Source organism: Nocardioides sp. Iso805N (assembly GCF_000364605.1).
Taxonomy (GTDB): Bacteria; Actinomycetota; Actinomycetes; order Propionibacteriales; family Nocardioidaceae; genus Nocardioides.
Map to the genome: position 1 here is coordinate 24,659 of NZ_KB822588.1, position 17,763 is coordinate 42,421.

Genomic DNA, 17,763 nt, shown 5'->3' on the forward strand with positions numbered 1-17,763 from the left:
TTTTCCTTCGATTCTTAAGAGGAGATGTGGTTAGCGAGCCAGCGCGGCTCTCCCACGATGGGTCAGGCCTCGACGGTGACGCCCATGGAGCGGGCAGTGCCCTCCACGATCTTCATGGCGGCGTCGATGTCGTTGGCGTTGAGGTCAGGCAGCTTGGTGGTGGCGATGTCGCGCACCTGGTCCTTGGTCAGCTTGCCGACCTTGTCCGTGTGCGGAACGCTCGAACCCTTGGCCAGACCCGCGGCCTTCTTGATCAGCTCAGCGGCCGGCGGGGTCTTGGTGATGAACGTGAAGCTGCGGTCTTCGTAGATCGTGATCTCGACGGGGATCACGTTGCCACGCATGGACTCGGTCTGGGCGTTGTAAGCCTTGCAGAAGTCCATGATGTTGACGCCGTGCGGACCGAGGGCCGTACCGACCGGCGGAGCCGGGGTGGCCTGGCCGGCCTGGAGCTGCACCTTGACCAGTGCGGCGATCTTCTTCTTCGGAGGCATGCTCTATCTCTTTCTCATCCGTGGTCATGACGAGGGCCTCGCGGCCTCTGCCACTGCACCGTCCGCGACCTGGGTCCGGACAGCAGAGAACCAGTGTCGCCGTTGCGGCGACACTGGTCCAAATCAATCAGACCTTCTGGATCTGGTTGAAGCTCAGCTCGACCGGGGTCTCGCGGCCGAAGATCTCGACGAGGGCCTTGACGCGCTGCGACTCCGCGTTGATCTCGGTGATCGTCGCGTGCAGGGTGGCGAACGGGCCGTCGACGACCATGACCGAGTCACCCTCGGAGAAGTCAGCCACCTCGATCGGCTTCTTCGCGGCACCGCCGCCGGAGGCGGACGTGGCGCCCTGCTGACCCGCGGCGGCAGCCTCGGCCTCGGCTGCGGCGACGACGGCGGGGGCGAGCATGTTCTCGACCTCGGCCATCGACAGCGGCACCGGCTGGTGGCTGTGACCGACGAAGCCGGTCACCGACGGGGTGTGGCGGACGGCCGACCAGGACTCGTCGGTGAGGTCCATCCGGACCAGCACGTAGCCCGGGAGAACGGTGCGCTTGACCATCTTGCGCTGACCGTTCTTGATCTCGGCGACCTCCTCGGTCGGCACGACGATCTCGTGGATGTAGTCCTCCATGTTGAGCGCGACCTTGCGCTGCTCCAGGTTGGACTTCACCCGGTTCTCCATGCCGGAGTAGGTGTGCACGACGAACCAGTCGCCGGGCTTGCTCCACAGCTCGCGGCGGAAGGCCTCGAGCGGGTCGTTCTCATCCGGCTCGGCCTCGCCGGCCTCGTCGGCCTGGTCGACCTCGCCAGCCTCGTCGTCGCCGTCGACGTCGGCGTCCGCGGCAACCTCGACGTCGGCGTCCGCCTCGTCAGCGGTCGCGTCGAGGGACGGCTCGATCTCCTCGATCGCCGTCTCGTCGGTCGCCGCCTCGTTCGTGGGGGCCTGCTCAGACACGCGCTGCTCCAAAGTTCGGGGGGTTCTGCTTCAGTTTGACTGCGACCAGGGGCCGACGGTCACGAGTTGTCCCGACCGCCGAAGATCGCGAAGAACAGCCGGCCGAAGCCCAGGTCGAGGAGCGAGGTGATCGCCATCATCACGAGGACGAAAACCAGCACCACGACGAAGTACGTCGACAGCTGCTGCTGCGTCGGCCAGACCACCTTGCGAAGCTCGGCCACGACCTGCCGGTAGAAGAGCGCGGGTGACGTGCGCTCATGCTTGCGCTCGCGCGGAGTGGGGACCGCCTTGGGTTCCGACACGTCCGTGTCACCTCTCATCTCTTCCGACCGTCTTGCAGGGCACGAGGGACTTGAACCCCCAACCCTCGGCTTTGGAGGCCGATGCTCTGCCAATTGAGCTAGTGCCCTACGCCGTTTCCCCAACCGTACCGAAGCCCGCCCTGAGGGCATGCCAAAGCAATGTGACAGGAACGCCGTGACCGCAAGCATAGGGGGTAGGTGGTCATGCCGCATAACCGACACCGGGAGCCACGGCCGATGTTCGGCCGGGGCCGGCGGTGGAAAAGAAGTCGTACCGTCGTGCGACGATGGTGCCGTGACCGAGCAGCGCCGCCCCCTCACCAGTCTCCCCGCCGACGAGCTCACTGCCTTCACGGCCGACTTGAAGGGCGCACACGACGCCCTCGTCGCCGCCGGGCTCAGCCTCGACCTGACACGCGGCAAGCCGTCGAGCGAGCAGCTCGACCTGTCCGACGGCCTGCTCGCGCTGCCGACCTCGGCATACGCTCCCGACGGCAGCGACACCCGCAACTACGGCAACCTGCTCGGCCTGACCGAGCTCCGTGCGATGTTCGCGGAGCTGTTGCGTCTCGACCTGCCGCAGGTCTCCGCGCAGGGCACGTCGAGCCTGACCCTGATGAAGGACGTGCTCACCTACTTGTGGCTGCACGGCGGCGTCGACTCGCCGAAGCCGTGGGGCAAGGAGGAGAAGGTCAAGTTCGTCTGCCCGGTGCCCGGCTACGACCGCCACTTCGTCCTGCTGGAGTGGTTCGGCATCGAGGCCGTCACCGTGCCGATGACCGATGTCGGTCCCGACGTGGAGGCCGTGGCCGCGCTGGTCAAGGACGACCCCACCATCAAGGGCATGTGGCTGGTCCCGACCTATGCCAACCCGACCGGCCAGGTCACCAGCCAGGAGGTCGCCGAGCGGCTTGCGTCGATGCCGACTGCGGCCCCCGACTTCAAGATCTTCTGGGACAACGCCTACGCGCTCCACCACCTGACCGCCGCGGAGACCAAGAGCGCCGACATCGTCTCGTTGGCCGCCGTGGCCGGGAACCCGCACCGTCCGGTGCTGTTCGCGTCCACCTCGAAGATCACCTACGCCGGCGCCGGTGTCGCCTTCGTCGGCGGCTCGGTGGAAACCGTCGCCTGGTTCACCCAGCAGCTCGGTCACGGCTCGATCGGCCCGGACAAGGTCAACCAGCTGCGACACCTGGAGTTCTTCAAGTCCGCTCAGGGCGTGCGCGACCACATGGACAAGCACCGCGAGCTGCTGGCGCCGAAATTCGCCGAGGTGGACCGGATCCTCACCGAGCGCCTCGAGGGGTACGGCGTGGCGCAGTGGACGCGTCCGCGCGGCGGCTACTTCGTGTCGCTCGACGTTCTCCCGGGCACTGCCGCTCGCGTCATCGAGCTGGCAGGACAGGCGGGCGTCGCGCTGACCCCAGCCGGTTCGGCCTTTCCGGGCCGCTACGATCCGCAGGACACCAACATCCGGCTCGCGCCGAGCTTCCCGCCGCTGGCAGACGTGACCGGTGCGATGGAGGCCGTGGCCGTCTGCGTGCTGCTGGCCGCCGCCGAGAAGCTGAGTGCATGACCGGGTCCCGACATGCTCGACCGGCAGGCCATGCGTGATCTGAGGGAGTTGCCCAAGGCGCACCTGCACCTGCACTTCACCGGGTCGATGCGCCACTCGACCCTGCTCGAGCTTGCCGCGCGTGATGGAATCAGGCTGCCCGAGCAGCTTGTCGCTCAGTGGCCGCCGCAGCTCTCGGCGGCCGACGAGAAGGGCTGGTTCCGCTTCCAGCGTCTCTACGACGTGGCGCGCTCGGTGCTGCGCACACCGGACGATGTCTACCGGCTGGTCCGCGAGGCCGCGGAGGACGACGTCGCCGAGGGCGGGCGGTGGCTGGAGATCCAGGTGGATCCCTCCGGGTACGCCGCCCGCTTCGGCGGGATCACCGCCTTCACCGACCTCGTCCTCGACGCGGTCGCGTCGGCGTCGCGCTCGACCGGGCTGGGGATCGCGGTCGTGATCGCCGCCAACCGCACCCGGCATCCGCTGGACGCCCGCACGCTGGCGAGACTGGCGGGGCAGTACGCCGGCCGCGGCGTGGTCGGCTTCGGTCTCTCCAACGACGAGCGACGTGGGTCCACCCTCGACTTCGCCCCGGCGTTCGCGATCGCCGAGCGGGCCGGGCTGCGGCTGGTGCCGCACGGCGGTGAGCTGCGCGGGCCCGACCACATCGCCGTCTGTCTCGATGCGCTGCACCCGGATCGCCTCGGCCACGGCGTGCGCTCCGCAGAGTCGCCCGAGGTGCTCGAACGGGTCGCCGAGGCCGGCATCGCCCTTGAGGTCTGCCCGACCTCGAACGTCGCGCTCGGTGTCTACTCCTCACTGGCCGAGGTGCCGCTGCCGACGCTGCTCGACGGCGGGGCGACGATCGCGCTCGGCGCCGACGACCCGCTGCTGTTCGGGTCGCGCCTCCTGGGTCAGTACGCCGCCATGCGCGCCGCGCACGACCTCACCGACGCCACCCTGGCCGAGCTGGCCCGGATGTCGGTCCGGGCCTCGAACGCTCCGTCGTCGGTGCAGGCCTCGATCATCGCCGACATCGACTCGTGGCTGGCGGAGCCGGTGCCCGCGAGATGAGGTGTGGCTACTTCGAGGCCGGCGTGTGTCGCTCCTGCACGTTCCTCGAGACGCCCTACGCCGACCAGCTCACGCGCAAGCAGCAACGGGTGGCCACGGCACTCGCCGCGGTCGCGCCGGGACTGACGTGGGCCGAGCCGATCGCATCAGCAGAGTCGCGGTTCCGCAACAAGGCGAAGATGGTCGTCGCCGGCACGGTCGGGGACCCCACCCTCGGCATCCTCGACGCGGACGGGCTCGGCGTCGACCTGCAGGGCTGCGGGCTGCATCACCTGGGTCTGGAACGGGCTCTGCCGGCGCTGGCGCGCTTCATCACGGCCGCCCGCCTCACGCCGTACTCCGTCCCTCAGCGGACCGGGGAGCTCAAGCACCTGATCGTGACGGAGTCGCCCGACGGTGAGTTGATGGTGCGGTTCGTGCTGCGTTCGACCGAGGCGCTCGCGCGGCTGCGCTCGCGGCTGCCGACTCTGCTCGACGAGCTTCCCGTCGCGGTCGCCTCGGTGAACCTCCAGCCCGAGCACAAGGCGATCCTCGAGGGCCCCGAGGAGATCCCGCTGTACGGCGAGACGCTGCGGATGCGGGTCAACGACATCGACCTGCACCTGCGGCCGCAGTCGTTCTTCCAGACCAACACCGAGGTGGCCGCGGCGCTCTACCGCTCGGCTACAGCGCTCGTCGATGCGGCGCTGGGTGATCAGGCGACGACGGTGTGGGACCTCTACTGCGGCGTCGGTGGCTTCGGGCTGCACCTCGCCGGGCCGGGCCGGGCTGTTGTGGGCGTGGAGGTCAGCGAGCAGGCGATCGCCTCGGCGAGGATCTCGGCCGCTGAGCTGGTTTCGACACGCTCAACCAACGACGGCGCGGGCTCAACCACCGACGGCGCGGGCTCAACGACCGGGGCCGCCGACACGACCTGGATCGCCGACGACGCGACGCAGTGGGTGGTCGCGTCGGACCCGATGCGGCAGATCCGCTCGCTGCCGGATCTCGTCGTGGTCAACCCGCCCCGGCGCGGCGTCGGGGCGACGCTGGCGGGCTGGCTGGAGGAGTCGGGCGTTCAGCACGTCGTCTACTCGTCGTGCAACGTCGACTCGCTCGCCCGCGACCTGGCCGCGATGCCCTCGCTACGTCCGGTCTCCGCGCAGTTGCTGGACATGTTCCCGCACACCGGGCACCACGAGGTGTTGGTTCTGCTGTCCCGCTGAGCGCTGCGACTTTCACGCCATGGCGTGAAAGTCGCAGGCGGCCACCGGCCAGACGCGCCATTTCCGCACCATGGCGCGGAACTTGCGCCTGTGGATGACGAGCGACGCGGTCGGCGCGATTCGCGCATGTTGGCACGCATGAGCGCACGCGACGTTGAGGACGAGCCGACCGAATGCACGGAGCCCACCGAGCCGCTCGACACCGGTCGACCCTTCAGCCGTGCTGCCGCATTGCGCGCGGGCCTGGGCAAGCAGCTGCGCACTCGCGCCTTCAGGCAGCTTCTGCATGGCGTGTACGTCCACGCCGGTGTCCCGGATTCGCCACTCCTGGCTGCCCGTGCGGCTCTCGTCCCGTTCGGCCCCAAGGCATGGGCCAGCCACACCACAGCCGCCCGTGTGCTCGGCGTACCGATCCCGGCCATTCCCGGCGAGCACGTCACCGTCCTCGAACGTCGGGAACGCCGTAGCCGATCCGATGTCAGCTGCCACCAGACGAGCGACGCACTGATCGTCCGCGTGAGCGGGACCCGAGTCTCGGCTCCGCAGCAGCTCTTCATCGAGCTTGCTTCGATGCTGACGCTGATCGACTTGGTGGTCGTCGGAGATCATCTGGTCCGCAGGAGACTCGTGACGCTCGCCGACCTGCGGGAGCACTGCTCGGACGCGTCGGGGGCCGGAGCGGGGCAGGCGCGAGCTGCCGCGGCCTTCGTGCGCGACCGGGTGGATTCCCCGATGGAGACCCGGCTGCGGTTGCTCTTCGCGCTCGCCGGGCTGCCCGAGCCTGAGGTCAACCCGGACATGACGGTCGGTGGCAACCGGCGGCGCTACGACCTGGTGTGGCGTCACGCGCGCCTCATCGTCGAGTACGACGGGCGCCACCACGTCGAGCGCGAGGAGCAATGGGAGTCAGACATCGAGCGGCGTGAGGAAGCCGACGACGACGCCTGGACGCTGCGCGTGGTCACAGCCAGAGGGATCTACCGCTCACCCGACCAGACGTTGGCCAAGGTGCACCGGCTGCTGCTCGATCGTCGCCAGCCCGGCGTTCCGCAGCGACTTGCCGACGCCTGGCGGCAGCACTTCCCGGTTCGGGGCGACTACCTCAACCCGACAGGCTGAAGTCCGACCCCACGGTGGCGCGGAAACGGCACGGCCACGGCGCTGATGTCCTGCGATTTCCGCGCCTTGGCACGGAAATGGCAGGCCACTCAGGCCAGATACTCCTTCAACATCTCCAGCTGGTCCTCCGGCTCGAACCCGACCGACCGGATCCTCGCCAGTGACAGCGCCGAGTTGAGGGGGCGCGGGCTGATCGGCTTGCCGGCCGCTACAGCACCTGCGAAGTACTCCTGGGTCGTCGTCGCTGCGACGTCCTCGCGCGGGCGGCCCGACAGTGCGAAGACCTCGGCCGCGATCTGCTGCCAGGACAGCGGCTCGCCGGCGTTGGAGACGTTGTAGGTGCCGTACGGCGCACCTGTGCGCACCAGGTGCGCGATCGCGTCGGCCAGCGTGGCGGTGAAGGTCAGCCGGCCGATCTGGTCGGAGACCACCTTCGGCGAGACGCCGTCCGCGGCCAGCCGGGCCATGGTGCGGACGAAGTTGTTGCCATCGCCGATCACCCACGAGGTGCGGACGAGATAGTGCCGTGGCGTGGTCGCGACGGCGATGTCGCCGGCGGCCTTCGACTGGCCGTAGACACCGAGCGGCGCGAACGCCTCGTCCTCGGTGTGCTCGAGCGCCGCCTCGACAGGCTCGGCGTCCGTGTGCTCGGCGTCTGTTCCCCGAGCCTGTCGAGGGGCCCCGTCGAAGACGTAGTCGGACGACACGTGCACCAGGGTCAGCCGGTGCTCGGTCGCAGCCCGTGCCAGCAGTGCCGGTGCCACCGCGTTGGCGGACCACGAGGTGACACGCCCCTCGGCCGTCTCGGCCAGGTCGACGGCGGTGTAGGCCGCCGCGTTGAGGACGACGCCGTACTCGTGCCACGGCCAGGCCTCCACCGCGGTCGCCGAGGAGATGTCGAGCCCGTCGAGGTCCACCCGCTCGGCGTCGGGGAAGGCCGCCGCAAGCGCGCGACCGAGCTGGCCGCGGGCGCCGAGGATGAGTGTCTTCTTCGGCGGCATCGGCGTGACGTCTTCGAGCACGGGGTTGGCCAGATCCTTCTCGGAGATCTCCACCTCGTCCGAGGTGAGCGGGATCGGCCACGGGATCGCGGCGGTCGGGTCGGCGAGGTTGAGCGCCGGGTAGGCGAAGCCGGGGCGCCAGTGGTCGTTGACCAGGTAGGAGTAGACGGTGCCGTCCTCGAGCGCCTGGTAGGAGTTGCCGACGCCGCGTGGCACGAAGACCGCCACGTCGGGCCCGATCTCCACCGAGTAGGTCGCCCCGAACGACGCGCCCTCGCGCATGTCGACCCACGCGGCGAAGACGCGCCCGGTGGCCACCGAGACGAACTTGTCCCAGGGTTCGGTGTGGATGCCGCGCGTGGCACCGCGCGCCGCGTTGAACGACATGTTGTTCTGCACCGGCCCGAAGTCGGGCAGACCCAAAGCGGTCATCTTCGCGCGCTGCCAGTTCTCCTTGAACCAGCCGCGGCTGTCGCCGTGCAGGGGAAGGCGGACGACCAGCAGCCCCGGGATCGGGGTCTCGGTCACCGTCAGGTCAGACATGGGTCTCCTTCGTACGCCGGGCTTGTCGAGGCGACTCGACACGACCGATGAGCGTGCTGGTCACTGGCCCTTCGCGGCGTACGACGCCTCGATCGCTGCCTTCTTCGGCCGCCACCAGGCCTCGTTGTCGCGATACCACTGGATGGTGTCGGCCATCCCGGACTCGAAGTCGCGGAACTTCGGCTCCCACCCGAGCTCGGTGCGCAGCTTGGTCGAGTCGATCGCGTAGCGCAGGTCGTGGCCGGCGCGGTCGGTGACGTGGTCGAAGTCGTTCTCGTCGTGCCCCATCAGCCGCAGGATCAGCTTCACGGTGTCGAGGTTGTTCATCTCGCCGTCCGCCCCGATCAGGTAAGTCTCACCGATGGCGCCCTTCTCCAGGATCGTCAGTACGGCGGAGGAGTGGTCGTCGGCGTGGATCCAGTCGCGGACGTTGAGGCCGGCGCCGTACAGCTTCGGCCGCACGCCGTCGATGAGGTTGGTGATCTGCCGCGGGATGAACTTCTCGATGTGCTGCCAGGGACCGTAGTTGTTCGAGCAGTTGGAGATCGTGGCCTGCACACCGAAGGAGCGCACCCATGCCCGCACCAGCAGGTCGGAGCCTGCCTTGGTCGAGGAGTAGGGGCTCGAGGGGTTGTAGGGCGTCGCCTCGGTGAACCGCTCCGGGTCGTCCACGCCGGGCTCGACCAGCGGGAGATCGCCGTAGACCTCGTCGGTGGAGATGTGGTGGTAGCGGACGCCGTGCTTGCGCACCGCCTCGAGCAGGGTGAACGTGCCGACGATGTTGGTCTGCACGAACGGGCTCGGGTCGTTGAGCGAGTTGTCGTTGTGCGACTCGGCGGCGTAGTGGACCACGGCGTCGTGCGAGCCCACGAGTGGGTCTACGACGGCGGCGTCGGCGATGTCACCGACCACCAGCGAGACCCGATCGGAGGGCAGCTCCGCGAGCGCTTCGGCGCTGGCCGCATAGGTCATCTTGTCGAGCACGGTGACCTGGAAGTCGGTGTTCTCGACCAGGTAGTGCACGAAGTTCGAGCCGATGAATCCGGCGCCGCCGGTGACCAGGATGCGATTCACGGCCCCTATCGTAGGGCCCATGAAGGGCATCATCCTCGCCGGTGGCACCGGCTCGCGCCTGCACCCGATCACCCTCGCGGTCAGCAAGCAGCTGATGCCTGTCTACGACAAGCCGATGGTCTACTACCCGCTCTCGACCCTGATGCTGGCGGGCATCCGCGAGATCCTGGTGATCACCACACCGCACGATGCCGAAGCGTTCGAGCGGCTGCTTGGTGACGGCTCGCAGTTCGGCGTCGAGATCAGCTACCAGCAGCAGCCCTCGCCCGACGGGCTGGCGCAGGCGTTCACCATCGGAGCAGATGCAGGCTTCCTGGCCGAGGGGGACCGGGTCGCGCTGGTGCTGGGCGACAACATCTTCTACGGCGACGGCCTCGGTACCCGGCTTCGCCGCTTCGAGAGCCTCGAGGGCGCGGCCGTCTTCGGCTACCGGGTCGCCGAGCCCACCGCGTACGGCGTGGTCGAGTTCGCTGATCCCGACGAGAACGGGCACCGCAAGGCACTCTCGCTGGAGGAGAAGCCGGCGAAGCCGCGGAGCCCCTACGCCGTACCGGGTCTCTACTTCTACGACAGCTCCGTGGTCGAGCTGGCCCGATCGCTGAAGCCCTCGGAACGTGGCGAGCTGGAGATCACCGACCTCAACCGGATCTACCTCGAGGCAGGCGCGCTGCACGTCGAGGTCCTCCCGCGCGGCTCCGCCTGGCTCGACACCGGGACGGTGGAGGATCTCAACGAGGCGGCCAACTACATCCGCGCCATCGAGCATCGCCAGGGCACCAAGGTCGGCGCCCCCGAGGAGGTGGCCTGGCGGATGGGCTGGCTCTCCGACGCCGAGCTGGCCGAACTGGCGCAGCCGCTGCTGAAGTCGGGGTACGGCCGCTACCTGCTGGATCTTCTCGATCACCAGTAGAGGCCGGCGACGACGTCGCGACGCCCCGCGGCGTCAGTAGGCCGTCGGGCGACGCTCCGGCAGCAGGTCCTCGACCGACTGCGCCGGGCGGACCAGCCAGCTGCCGTCCGGGATGCCTGCGGCCGCGGCGGCCGGCTCGGTCTCGGCACGGCGCGCGAGCGCCCGCCCGACACCGGCGGCCAGCACGAGGGCGCCGGCGCACCACGCGACCATCACCATCAGCCCTGCGACAACCACAGTCGTCATCACTGCTCCAGTCGTGTGCACCTTCGGACCGCGACCACGTCGCGTTGTGAGCACGATCGGCCGGTCGGAGGACTTCCCAAGGACATCGCTGCGGCGGTCCAGACCACCACGCCTTACCACTACCCGCGCCGACGGGCGCTGAAACAGGTTCTCAGCTGCTGCCGAAGAGGTCGCGGGTGTAGATCTTCTCGGCCACGTCGGCGAGCTCCGGCGTACGCCGGTTGGCGACGATGAGGCACGAGCGTCGCTTCAGCTCGTCGAGGTCGTGCAGCACCTCCGACCCGAAGAAGGTCGGCTCGTGCAGCTCCGGCTCGTAGACCAGCACCTCGACGCCCTTGGCCTTGAGCCGCTTCATCACACCCTGCACCGACGACTCTCGGAAGTTGTCGGACCCCGCCTTCATGATGAGCCGGTGGATGCCGACGACCTTCGGGTCGCGGGCCAGGATGTCTTCGGCGACGAAGTCCTTGCGGGTGGTGTTGGAGGCGACGATCGCGGAGATGAGATTCTGCGGCACGCGGCGGTAGTTGGCCTGGAGCTGCAGGGTGTCCTTGGGCAGGCAGTAGCCGCCATACCCGAAGGACGGGTTGTTGTAGTGGGTGCCGATCCGGGGGTCGAGCCCGACGCCCTCGATGATCTGGCGGGTGTCCAGGCCGTGCAGTGCGGCGAACGTGTCGAGCTCGTTGAAGTAGGCGACCCGCATCGCCAGGTAGGTGTTGGCGAAGAGCTTGATCGCCTCGGCCTCGGTGGACTCGGTCAGAAGCACCGGTACGTCGGAGTCCTCGGCCGCCTGCGCCAGCAGCTGCGCGAACCGCCCGCCACGCGCGCCCCGCTCCCCCACCACGATCCGGGACGGGTGCAGGTTGTCGTGCAGCGCCTGGCCCTCGCGCAGGAACTCCGGGCTGAAGATCACGTTGTCGGTGCCGAGCCGCTTGGAGACCCCGGCGGTGTAGCCGACCGGCACGGTCGACTTGACCACCATCGTCGCGGTCGGGTTGATCGCCATCACGTCGGCGATGACGCCCTCGACCGAGGAGGTGTCGAAGTAGTTGGTGACGGGGTCGTAGTTGGTCGGCGTCGCGATCACCACGTAGTCGGCGTGCTCGTAGGCGGTCGAACGGTCCACGGTGAAGGTGAGGTCGAGTGAGCGCTCTCCCTGGCGGCGCTCGCTCAGGAAGCGACTGATGTCGACGTCCTCGATCGGGCTTCGGCCCTGCTCCAGCAGCGCGATCCGCGCAGGGTCGATGTCGTAGCAGAGGACCGTGTTGTGCTGGGCCAGCAGCACCGCCATCGAGAGTCCGACGTACCCCGTTCCGACCACGGCGATCCTCATGGCAGGGAGCATACGCATCGCATTACTCACCCAATGAAGCCACGGCATCCAGTACGCCGGCGAGCGCGGCCCGCTGCCGTGCGTCCATCCGGCCTCGGTGATAGCCGGCTCCGGCCAGCAGCGTCACACTCTTGTGGGCCTGGCCGACAGAGACGCCGGCGGCCTCGGCAAGCTCGCGCAGCGGCGCTGCCTCGAGTGCCGGGTCCGCGAGCAGCGCGGCGATCACGCGGCGATTGGCCGGGGTGAGCAGGCGCCCCGAGCGCTCGCGGCTCGACAGGCTCGGCGTGCGTGGCTCATGGCCCCCGAGCTCGTCGAGGGGCACCTCGACAGGCTCGGCGCGCTTGCTCGGCCGCTTGCGCCCCGACACCTCGATCAGCACCGTGCCGAACCGCACCGAGGCATTGCCGACGCTGTCGACGTACGCGACCCCGATCGCGCGGAGCTGGCCACCGATCCTCGGCGAGATCCACGGCGCCACGACCAGCACGGGCGCGCCGGCCTCCGAGGCGGCCAGGACCGAGGAGAGCCGCACGGCCGGTAGTGCGTGCACCGCGAAGCGCTGTCGGGCGCCACCCCACCGGAGCGCGAGGGTGGCATCGGCACGCACGAGCGGTGACTGCTCGTAGCGCACCGAGCACTCCATGCCCCACTCCAGCAGCCAGGAGCGGGCTGCCTCGACCAGTGATTCCACCGGGAGATCCGTCACCACAAGCGTTCACGGTAGCAGTGTGTTCACAACAGATGAACGCTAGGAGAGCGTGAATTTCGGACATCTGAAGTGTCTGCGCCTACGAGCCCCCGGCTAGAGTGCCCGCCATGACGTCCACCCATACCGACTATCGGCTGAGTCAGCTCGACCAGCTGGAGGCGGAGTCGATCCACATCTTCCGCGAAGTCGCCGCCGAGTTCGAGAAGCCTGTGCTGATGTTCTCGGGCGGCAAGGACAGCATCGTGATGATGCGGCTGGCGGAGAAGGCCTTCTACCCGGCCAAGATCCCCTTCCCGGTGTTGCAGGTCGACACCGGCTACGACTTCCCCGAGGTGCTCTCGACCCGCGACAACTGGGTCGAACGCCTCGGCGTACGCCTGCTGGTGGCAGGGGTCGAGGACGCCATCAAGAACGGGGTGGTCGTCGACGACGGCAAGACCAGCCGCAACCGGCTGCAGATCGGCACCCTCCTCAACGCCATCGAGGAGAACGGCTTCACCGCGGCGTTCGGCGGCGGCCGGCGCGACGAGGAGAAGGCCCGCGCCAAGGAGCGCGTCTACTCCCACCGCGACGAGTTCGGTCAGTGGGACCCGAAGAACCAGCGTCCCGAGGTGTGGAGCCTCTACAACGGCCGGCTGCACGAGGGCGAGCACATGCGGATCTTCCCGATCTCGAACTGGACCGAGCTCGACATCTGGGACTACATCCGCCGCGAGCAGATCGAGATCCCGAGCATCTACTTCAGCCACCAGCGCCGCGTCTTCGAGCGCGACGGCATGCTGATGACCGAGACCGAGTACAACCCGCTGCGAGCCGGTGAGACCGCCACCGAGCGCACCGTGCGGTTCCGCACCGTCGGCGACATGACGCTGACCGGTTGCGTGGAGTCCACTGCATCAACGCTGGACGAGATCATCGAGGAGGTCGCCGCCGCCCGCGTCACCGAGCGTGGCGCGACCCGAGGCGACGACCGCTTCTCCGAAGCGGCCATGGAAGACCGGAAGAAGGAGGGCTACTTCTGATGGCCACCGAGACCACGCAGCCCAGCAACGGCGCGCACGCCGAGCCTGTTACGCACGCCGAGCCTGTCGAGGCGAAGAAGCGTCGGATGGACCTGCTCCGCTTCGCCACCGCCGGGTCGGTCGACGACGGCAAGTCGACCCTCATCGGCCGGCTCCTCTTCGACTCCAAGTCGATCTTCGCCGACCAGCTCGAGGCGGTCGAGCGCACCTCGGAGCAGAAGGGCCACGGCTACGTCGACCTGTCGCTGCTGACCGACGGCCTGCGCTCCGAGCGCGAGCAGGGCATCACCATCGATGTCGCCTACCGCTACTTCGCGACCCCCAACCGCAAGTTCATCATCGCCGACACCCCGGGCCACGTGCAGTACACCCGCAACATGGTCACCGGCGCATCGACGGCCGACCTCGGTCTGGTGCTGGTGGATGCGCGTCACGGCCTCACCGAGCAGTCTCGGCGCCACGCCGTACTGCTGTCGCTGCTGCGGGTCCCCCACCTGGTGCTGTGCATCAACAAGATGGACCTGGTGGACTGGTCGCAGGAGATCTACGACGAGATCCAGTCCGAGTTCACCCAGTTCGCCACCAAGCTCAACGTGCCGGACCTCGAGGTCATCCCGATCTCGGCGCTGGCCGGGGACAACGTGGTGGACCGCTCGCAGAACATGCCGTGGTACTCGGGTCCGACCCTGATGCACCACCTCGAGCACGTCCACGTCGCCTCCGACCGCGACCTGGTCGACGCGCGCTTCCCCGTGCAGTACGTCATCCGGCCGAAGTCGGACGAGCACCACGACTACCGCGGATATGCCGGCCAGATCGCCGGTGGGGTGTTCAAGAAGGGTGATGAGGTCATCGTGCTGCCCAGCGGCATGACCTCGAAGATCGCCGGCATCGATGTCTTCGACGAGGAGGTCACCGAGGCCTTCCCGCCCATGTCGGTGACGATCCGGCTCGAGGACGACGTCGACGTCTCGCGCGGCGACATGATCGCCAGGGTGAAGAACGCCCCCACCCCGACGCAGGACATCGACGCGATGGTCTGCTGGATGACCACCACGCCGCTGCAGCCGCGGCAGAAGCTGGCCATCAAGCACACCACTCGGACCGGACGCGCCCTGGTCAAGGACATCCAGTACCGCTTGGACGTCAACACCCTGCACCGCGACCAGACCTCGGGCGAGCTCGGCCTCAACGAGATCGGGCGGGTCCAGCTGCGCACCACGGTGCCGCTGCTGGCCGACTCGTACTCGAAGAACCGCACCACCGGCTCGTTCATCCTGATCGACGAGGCGACCGGCGTGACCGTCGGCGCGGGGATGATCAACGGCTGATGTCAGCCGCCGAGACGGGCCGGTCCGACCCCTCGCTGGCCGAGGAGGACGGACCGGCCCGCCTCGCAACTCCCGGCCGTGTCAGGGGCGGAGAGCGTCCCCGTTACGGTGCAGGGGTGTCCCACCGTGTCCTGAGCGTCATCACCGCGGCAGCGGCCACCGTCATGCTGGTCTTCGGCGTCGCGGGTCACTCACGCATCTCCGGGCCCGTCATCCTGCGATTCGGGCGGACCACCCACGGCGTCCACCTCGACGATCTGGTCGTGCTGGCCTGCTGGCTGGTCGCGATCGCGATGTGCCTACGCCTCTGGCGCCGCGGCTAGTCACCGAGGAAGGAGTCACCGGGTCGCGCAGGCTCACTACGCTGCGCGCGTGACTTCCTACGACAACGTCTCCCTCACCACCACCGCGAACGTCTACTTCGACGGCCGCTGCGTGAGCCACTCCTTCACCCTCGCCGACGGCACCCGCAAGTCGGCCGGCGTGATCTTCCCGGCAGCGCTCACCTTCGGCACCGCCGCCCCCGAGACGATGGAGATCCAGGCGGGCCGCTGCCGGATCCGGCTCGCCGGCGCCGACGAGTGGCAGGAGTACGCCGCCGGCGAGTCCTTCTCCGTCCCCGGTGACAGCACGTTCGACATCGAGGTCACCGAGCTCTTGGACTACGTCTGCCACTACGGCTGAGGCAGCCGCAATCGGTGACGCGCCCGTCCTGCCGAAGCTGGGCCCGGGAGCCTCACGAGCCGGCCCGTGGCCGATGTGCGGCACGTGAGCGGGGTCATGACGAAGCCTCGGTGCCTGACCTCTCCGAACAACACATCAGATCACATCCGCCTACCCCAATGAGGGTAAATTCCGGATTTGCCACAAGATCACGTGACATTCCGGTTGCGGCGGAGTCCGATCCGCCGGCGCGCCCCAGGAGGTCTCCTGGGGCGGCCGAGCCAGCGATGGGGCCGGGTCAGAGCGTGATGGTCACCTCGGCGACCGAGCCGATCTGCGCCTGAACCTGGCGGTCGGTCGGGTCGGCCTTCGGGGCGAGCGTGCGCAGGGTCCACGGGCCCTCGCCGGCGAAGAAGCGGAAGTGGCCCGAGGCCGAGGTCGGGACCTCGGCGGTGAACTCACCGGTCTTGTCGAGCAGCCGGACGTAGGCGTTCGCGACGGGCTCGCCGTCACGCACGACCTGACCCTGGATCACTGCCTCCTTGGCGACGTTGACGCCGTCGAGGCTCAGACCACCAGCAGTGGCGCCGCACATGTCAGGCCTCCCCGGGCTCGTCGCCGAGGGCGACCGGGACGCCGACGAGGCTGCCGTACTCGGTCCAGGAGCCGTCGTAGTTCTTCACGTTCTGCTGGCCGAGGAGCTCGTGCAGCACGAACCAGGTCAGCGAGGAGCGCTCGCCGATGCGGCACAGTGCGATGGTGTCCTTCTCGGTGTCGAAGCCGACCTCGTCGTAGAGCGCCTTCAGGTCGGCGTCGGACTTGAAGGTGCCGTCGTCGCTGGCGTTCTTGCTCCAGGGCACGTTGACCGAGGTGGGGATGTGACCCGCACGCTGGGCCTGCTCCTGCGGGAGATGGGCCGGGGCGAGCAGCCGGCCGGCGTACTCGTCGGGCGAGCGGACGTCGACGAGGTTCTGGGTGCCGATCGCCGCGACGACCTCGTCGCGGAAGGCACGGATGCTCTTGTCCTGCTCCTGCGCGGTGTAGGAGGTCTCGGCGCGCGACGGCAGGTCGGTGGTCAGCTCACGCGAGTCCAGCTCCCACTTCTTGCGACCGCCGTCAAGCAGCTTGACGTCCTGGTGGCCGTAGAGCTTGAAGTACCAGTAGGCGTAGGCGGCGAACCAGTTGTTGTTGCCGCCGTAGAGGACGACGGTGTCGTCGTTGGCGACGCCGCGGCCGCTCAGGAGCGCCTCGAACTGCTGCTTGTTGACGAAGTCGCGCCGGACCTGGTCCTGGAGGTCAGTGGTCCAGTCGAGCTTGATGGCGCCCTTGATGTGGCCCTTGTCGTAGGCCGACGTGTCCTCGTCAACCTCGACCAGCACGACCTTCGGGTTGTCCAGGTTCTCTTCCACCCACTGGGCGGAGACGAGCGCGTTCTCGCGGGTCATTTCGTTTGGTTCCCTTCGGTTTTCACTACGTTTGTCAGAGCAGGGGTTGGTGGTCTGGCGATGCGCCGTCGGCCGTCCTCATCCACCGAGGCGCTTGAGGAGCAGGTACATCTCGCAGCCCAGGCAGAACCGGAAGACCGCGTTGAGCAGTGCCGCTACCAGCGCGAAGCCGATCGCGATCTGGCCGAGCAGGGTGAGGCCGGTCAGGTAGCCGACCAGGGCCACCAGCGTGAAGACCAGGCCGACCGCCTGGGCGAACCGCGGCGGGGCCGGATCCTCCAGCTCGGCCGACGGCCGAAGGCGGGGTCGCACCAGCCGCTTGAACAGCGCGGCGTGCGGGGTGTGCTGAACACCGCGCATCGCTCCCAGCGCGAACAGCAGGGCCTGTACGCCGGTCAGCACCGCTGCAGCCGCGGGCGGGAGCAACAGGATCACGATCAGCACAACCGCCGTGATCGCCGCGGTGAACTGCGGCCCACGCGGGTCGATGCCCGGCGCCTCGACAGGCTCGGCGTACGAGGCGGACGGTCCCCGAGCTTGTCGAGGGGCGGTGGCAGACATGGATGCTCCAAGGTCGAGAGGGCTGGATGGCTGGTCAGCGGATCTTGCGACAGCCATCGCGGTGCCTCCTCAGAGGAGCGCGGGACGGGCCGTCAGACTCGCTGGGACATTCGACCCAGCCGACACAGCGACGAGCGCACGCGGCAGTGGTCCACTGCGCGGCGCTTGGTCAGCATGGTCGAGAGCACGATGCGACTCTAGGAGGGATT

The 17,763-nt window shown here is 68.5% G+C and carries 20 protein-coding genes and 1 tRNA gene; 9 read left to right on the top strand and 12 right to left on the bottom strand.

The genetic code is table 11. From position 1 onward, the window contains the following. Window positions 1-62 precede the first annotated feature (62 nt). From rplK to H036_RS0119805, 4 genes are all read right to left on the bottom strand, one after another. Window positions 63-494, bottom strand: coding sequence for a 50S ribosomal protein L11 (rplK, locus tag H036_RS0119790; RefSeq protein ID WP_017936550.1), 432 nt, complete (start codon window positions 492-494; stop codon window positions 63-65). Between the two features lie 127 nt (window positions 495-621). After that, window positions 622-1,452: a transcription termination/antitermination protein NusG gene (nusG, locus tag H036_RS0119795; protein ID WP_017936551.1), complete on the bottom strand. Its 831-nt coding sequence runs from the start codon at window positions 1,450-1,452 to the stop codon at window positions 622-624. A gap of 59 nt (window positions 1,453-1,511) precedes the next feature. Beyond that, window positions 1,512-1,757 carry a preprotein translocase subunit SecE gene (gene secE / locus H036_RS0119800; protein ID WP_157417683.1) on the bottom strand — a complete coding sequence of 82 codons (246 nt, stop codon included), beginning with the start codon at window positions 1,755-1,757 and terminating at the stop codon, window positions 1,512-1,514. Between the two features lie 35 nt (window positions 1,758-1,792). Next, window positions 1,793-1,865, bottom strand: a tRNA-Trp gene (locus H036_RS0119805). A 187-nt stretch (window positions 1,866-2,052) separates the two neighbouring features. Here H036_RS0119805 and H036_RS0119810 point away from each other — a divergent pair. The 4 genes from H036_RS0119810 (at window position 2,053) to H036_RS23865 (ending at window position 6,716) form a co-directional block, all read left to right on the top strand. Continuing rightward, window positions 2,053-3,336 (top strand): aminotransferase class I/II-fold pyridoxal phosphate-dependent enzyme, encoded by a 1,284-nt coding sequence (locus tag H036_RS0119810; protein ID WP_017936553.1) that lies wholly within the window; start codon window positions 2,053-2,055, stop codon window positions 3,334-3,336. 30 nt (window positions 3,337-3,366) lie between these two features. Next, complete coding sequence (locus H036_RS0119815) at window positions 3,367-4,392, top strand: adenosine deaminase (RefSeq protein WP_036489442.1); 1,026 nt, start codon at window positions 3,367-3,369, stop codon at window positions 4,390-4,392. Further along, window positions 4,362-5,597, top strand: coding sequence for a methyltransferase domain-containing protein (locus H036_RS0119820; RefSeq protein WP_017936555.1), 1,236 nt, complete (start codon window positions 4,362-4,364; stop codon window positions 5,595-5,597). The genes H036_RS0119815 and H036_RS0119820 overlap by 31 nt, the downstream gene beginning before the upstream one ends. A 138-nt stretch (window positions 5,598-5,735) precedes the next feature. Further along, complete coding sequence (locus tag H036_RS23865) at window positions 5,736-6,716, top strand: hypothetical protein (protein ID WP_051068736.1); 981 nt, start codon at window positions 5,736-5,738, stop codon at window positions 6,714-6,716. Between the two features lie 89 nt (window positions 6,717-6,805). Here H036_RS23865 and H036_RS0119830 read toward each other — a convergent pair whose 3' ends face one another. Together H036_RS0119830 and rfbB are read right to left on the bottom strand one after the other, a co-directional pair. Next, window positions 6,806-8,260: a sugar nucleotide-binding protein gene (locus H036_RS0119830; RefSeq protein WP_017936557.1), complete on the bottom strand. Its 1,455-nt coding sequence runs from the start codon at window positions 8,258-8,260 to the stop codon at window positions 6,806-6,808. 60 nt (window positions 8,261-8,320) lie between these two features. Further along, a complete protein-coding gene (rfbB, locus tag H036_RS0119835) occupies window positions 8,321-9,334 on the bottom strand; it encodes a dTDP-glucose 4,6-dehydratase (RefSeq protein ID WP_017936558.1) in 1,014 nt (337 codons plus the stop codon). A 19-nt stretch (window positions 9,335-9,353) separates the two neighbouring features. Between rfbB and rfbA the strand changes: the two genes are divergently transcribed. Beyond that, a complete protein-coding gene (rfbA, locus tag H036_RS0119840) occupies window positions 9,354-10,244 on the top strand; it encodes a glucose-1-phosphate thymidylyltransferase RfbA (protein WP_017936559.1) in 891 nt (296 codons plus the stop codon). Between the two features lie 33 nt (window positions 10,245-10,277). On the opposite strand, the gene H036_RS0119845 is transcribed toward rfbA, so the two are convergent. The 3 genes from H036_RS0119845 to H036_RS0119855 form a co-directional block, all read right to left on the bottom strand. Beyond that, entirely contained in the window at window positions 10,278-10,490 is a 213-nt protein-coding gene (locus tag H036_RS0119845) for a hypothetical protein (protein WP_017936560.1), read from the bottom strand. 151 nt (window positions 10,491-10,641) lie between these two features. Continuing rightward, the gene (locus H036_RS0119850) at window positions 10,642-11,823 is read right to left on the bottom strand and encodes a nucleotide sugar dehydrogenase (protein WP_026146193.1); all 1,182 of its coding nucleotides are present in this window, start codon (window positions 11,821-11,823) and stop codon (window positions 10,642-10,644) included. Between the two features lie 22 nt (window positions 11,824-11,845). After that, complete coding sequence (locus H036_RS0119855; protein ID WP_017936562.1) at window positions 11,846-12,514, bottom strand: hypothetical protein; 669 nt, start codon at window positions 12,512-12,514, stop codon at window positions 11,846-11,848. A gap of 125 nt (window positions 12,515-12,639) precedes the next feature. Between H036_RS0119855 and cysD the strand changes: the two genes are divergently transcribed. From cysD to ppnP, 4 genes are all read left to right on the top strand, one after another. After that, on the top strand, window positions 12,640-13,554 hold the full coding sequence (gene cysD / locus H036_RS0119860) for a sulfate adenylyltransferase subunit CysD (RefSeq protein ID WP_017936563.1): 915 nt from the start codon (window positions 12,640-12,642) through the stop codon (window positions 13,552-13,554). Beyond that, window positions 13,554-14,885 (top strand): GTP-binding protein, encoded by a 1,332-nt coding sequence (locus H036_RS0119865; RefSeq protein WP_017936564.1) that lies wholly within the window; start codon window positions 13,554-13,556, stop codon window positions 14,883-14,885. Before cysD ends, H036_RS0119865 begins: the two co-directional genes overlap by 1 nt. A 116-nt stretch (window positions 14,886-15,001) precedes the next feature. Then, the gene (locus tag H036_RS0119870) at window positions 15,002-15,208 is read left to right on the top strand and encodes a hypothetical protein (protein ID WP_017936565.1); all 207 of its coding nucleotides are present in this window, start codon (window positions 15,002-15,004) and stop codon (window positions 15,206-15,208) included. 49 nt (window positions 15,209-15,257) lie between these two features. Further along, window positions 15,258-15,569 (top strand): pyrimidine/purine nucleoside phosphorylase, encoded by a 312-nt coding sequence (gene ppnP / locus H036_RS0119875; RefSeq protein WP_017936566.1) that lies wholly within the window; start codon window positions 15,258-15,260, stop codon window positions 15,567-15,569. Window positions 15,570-15,846: 277 nt separating this feature from the next. Here ppnP and H036_RS0119880 read toward each other — a convergent pair whose 3' ends face one another. The 3 genes from H036_RS0119880 to H036_RS0119890 all read right to left on the bottom strand — a co-directional run bounded on the left by H036_RS0119880 (window position 15,847) and on the right by H036_RS0119890 (window position 17,554). Next, complete coding sequence (locus H036_RS0119880) at window positions 15,847-16,143, bottom strand: DUF1416 domain-containing protein (protein ID WP_017936567.1); 297 nt, start codon at window positions 16,141-16,143, stop codon at window positions 15,847-15,849. 1 nt (window position 16,144) lies between these two features. After that, window positions 16,145-16,993: a sulfurtransferase gene (locus H036_RS0119885; RefSeq protein WP_017936568.1), complete on the bottom strand. Its 849-nt coding sequence runs from the start codon at window positions 16,991-16,993 to the stop codon at window positions 16,145-16,147. A 78-nt stretch (window positions 16,994-17,071) separates the two neighbouring features. Next, a complete protein-coding gene (locus tag H036_RS0119890; RefSeq protein WP_017936569.1) occupies window positions 17,072-17,554 on the bottom strand; it encodes a DUF4395 domain-containing protein in 483 nt (160 codons plus the stop codon). Window positions 17,555-17,763: the final 209 nt, after the last annotated feature.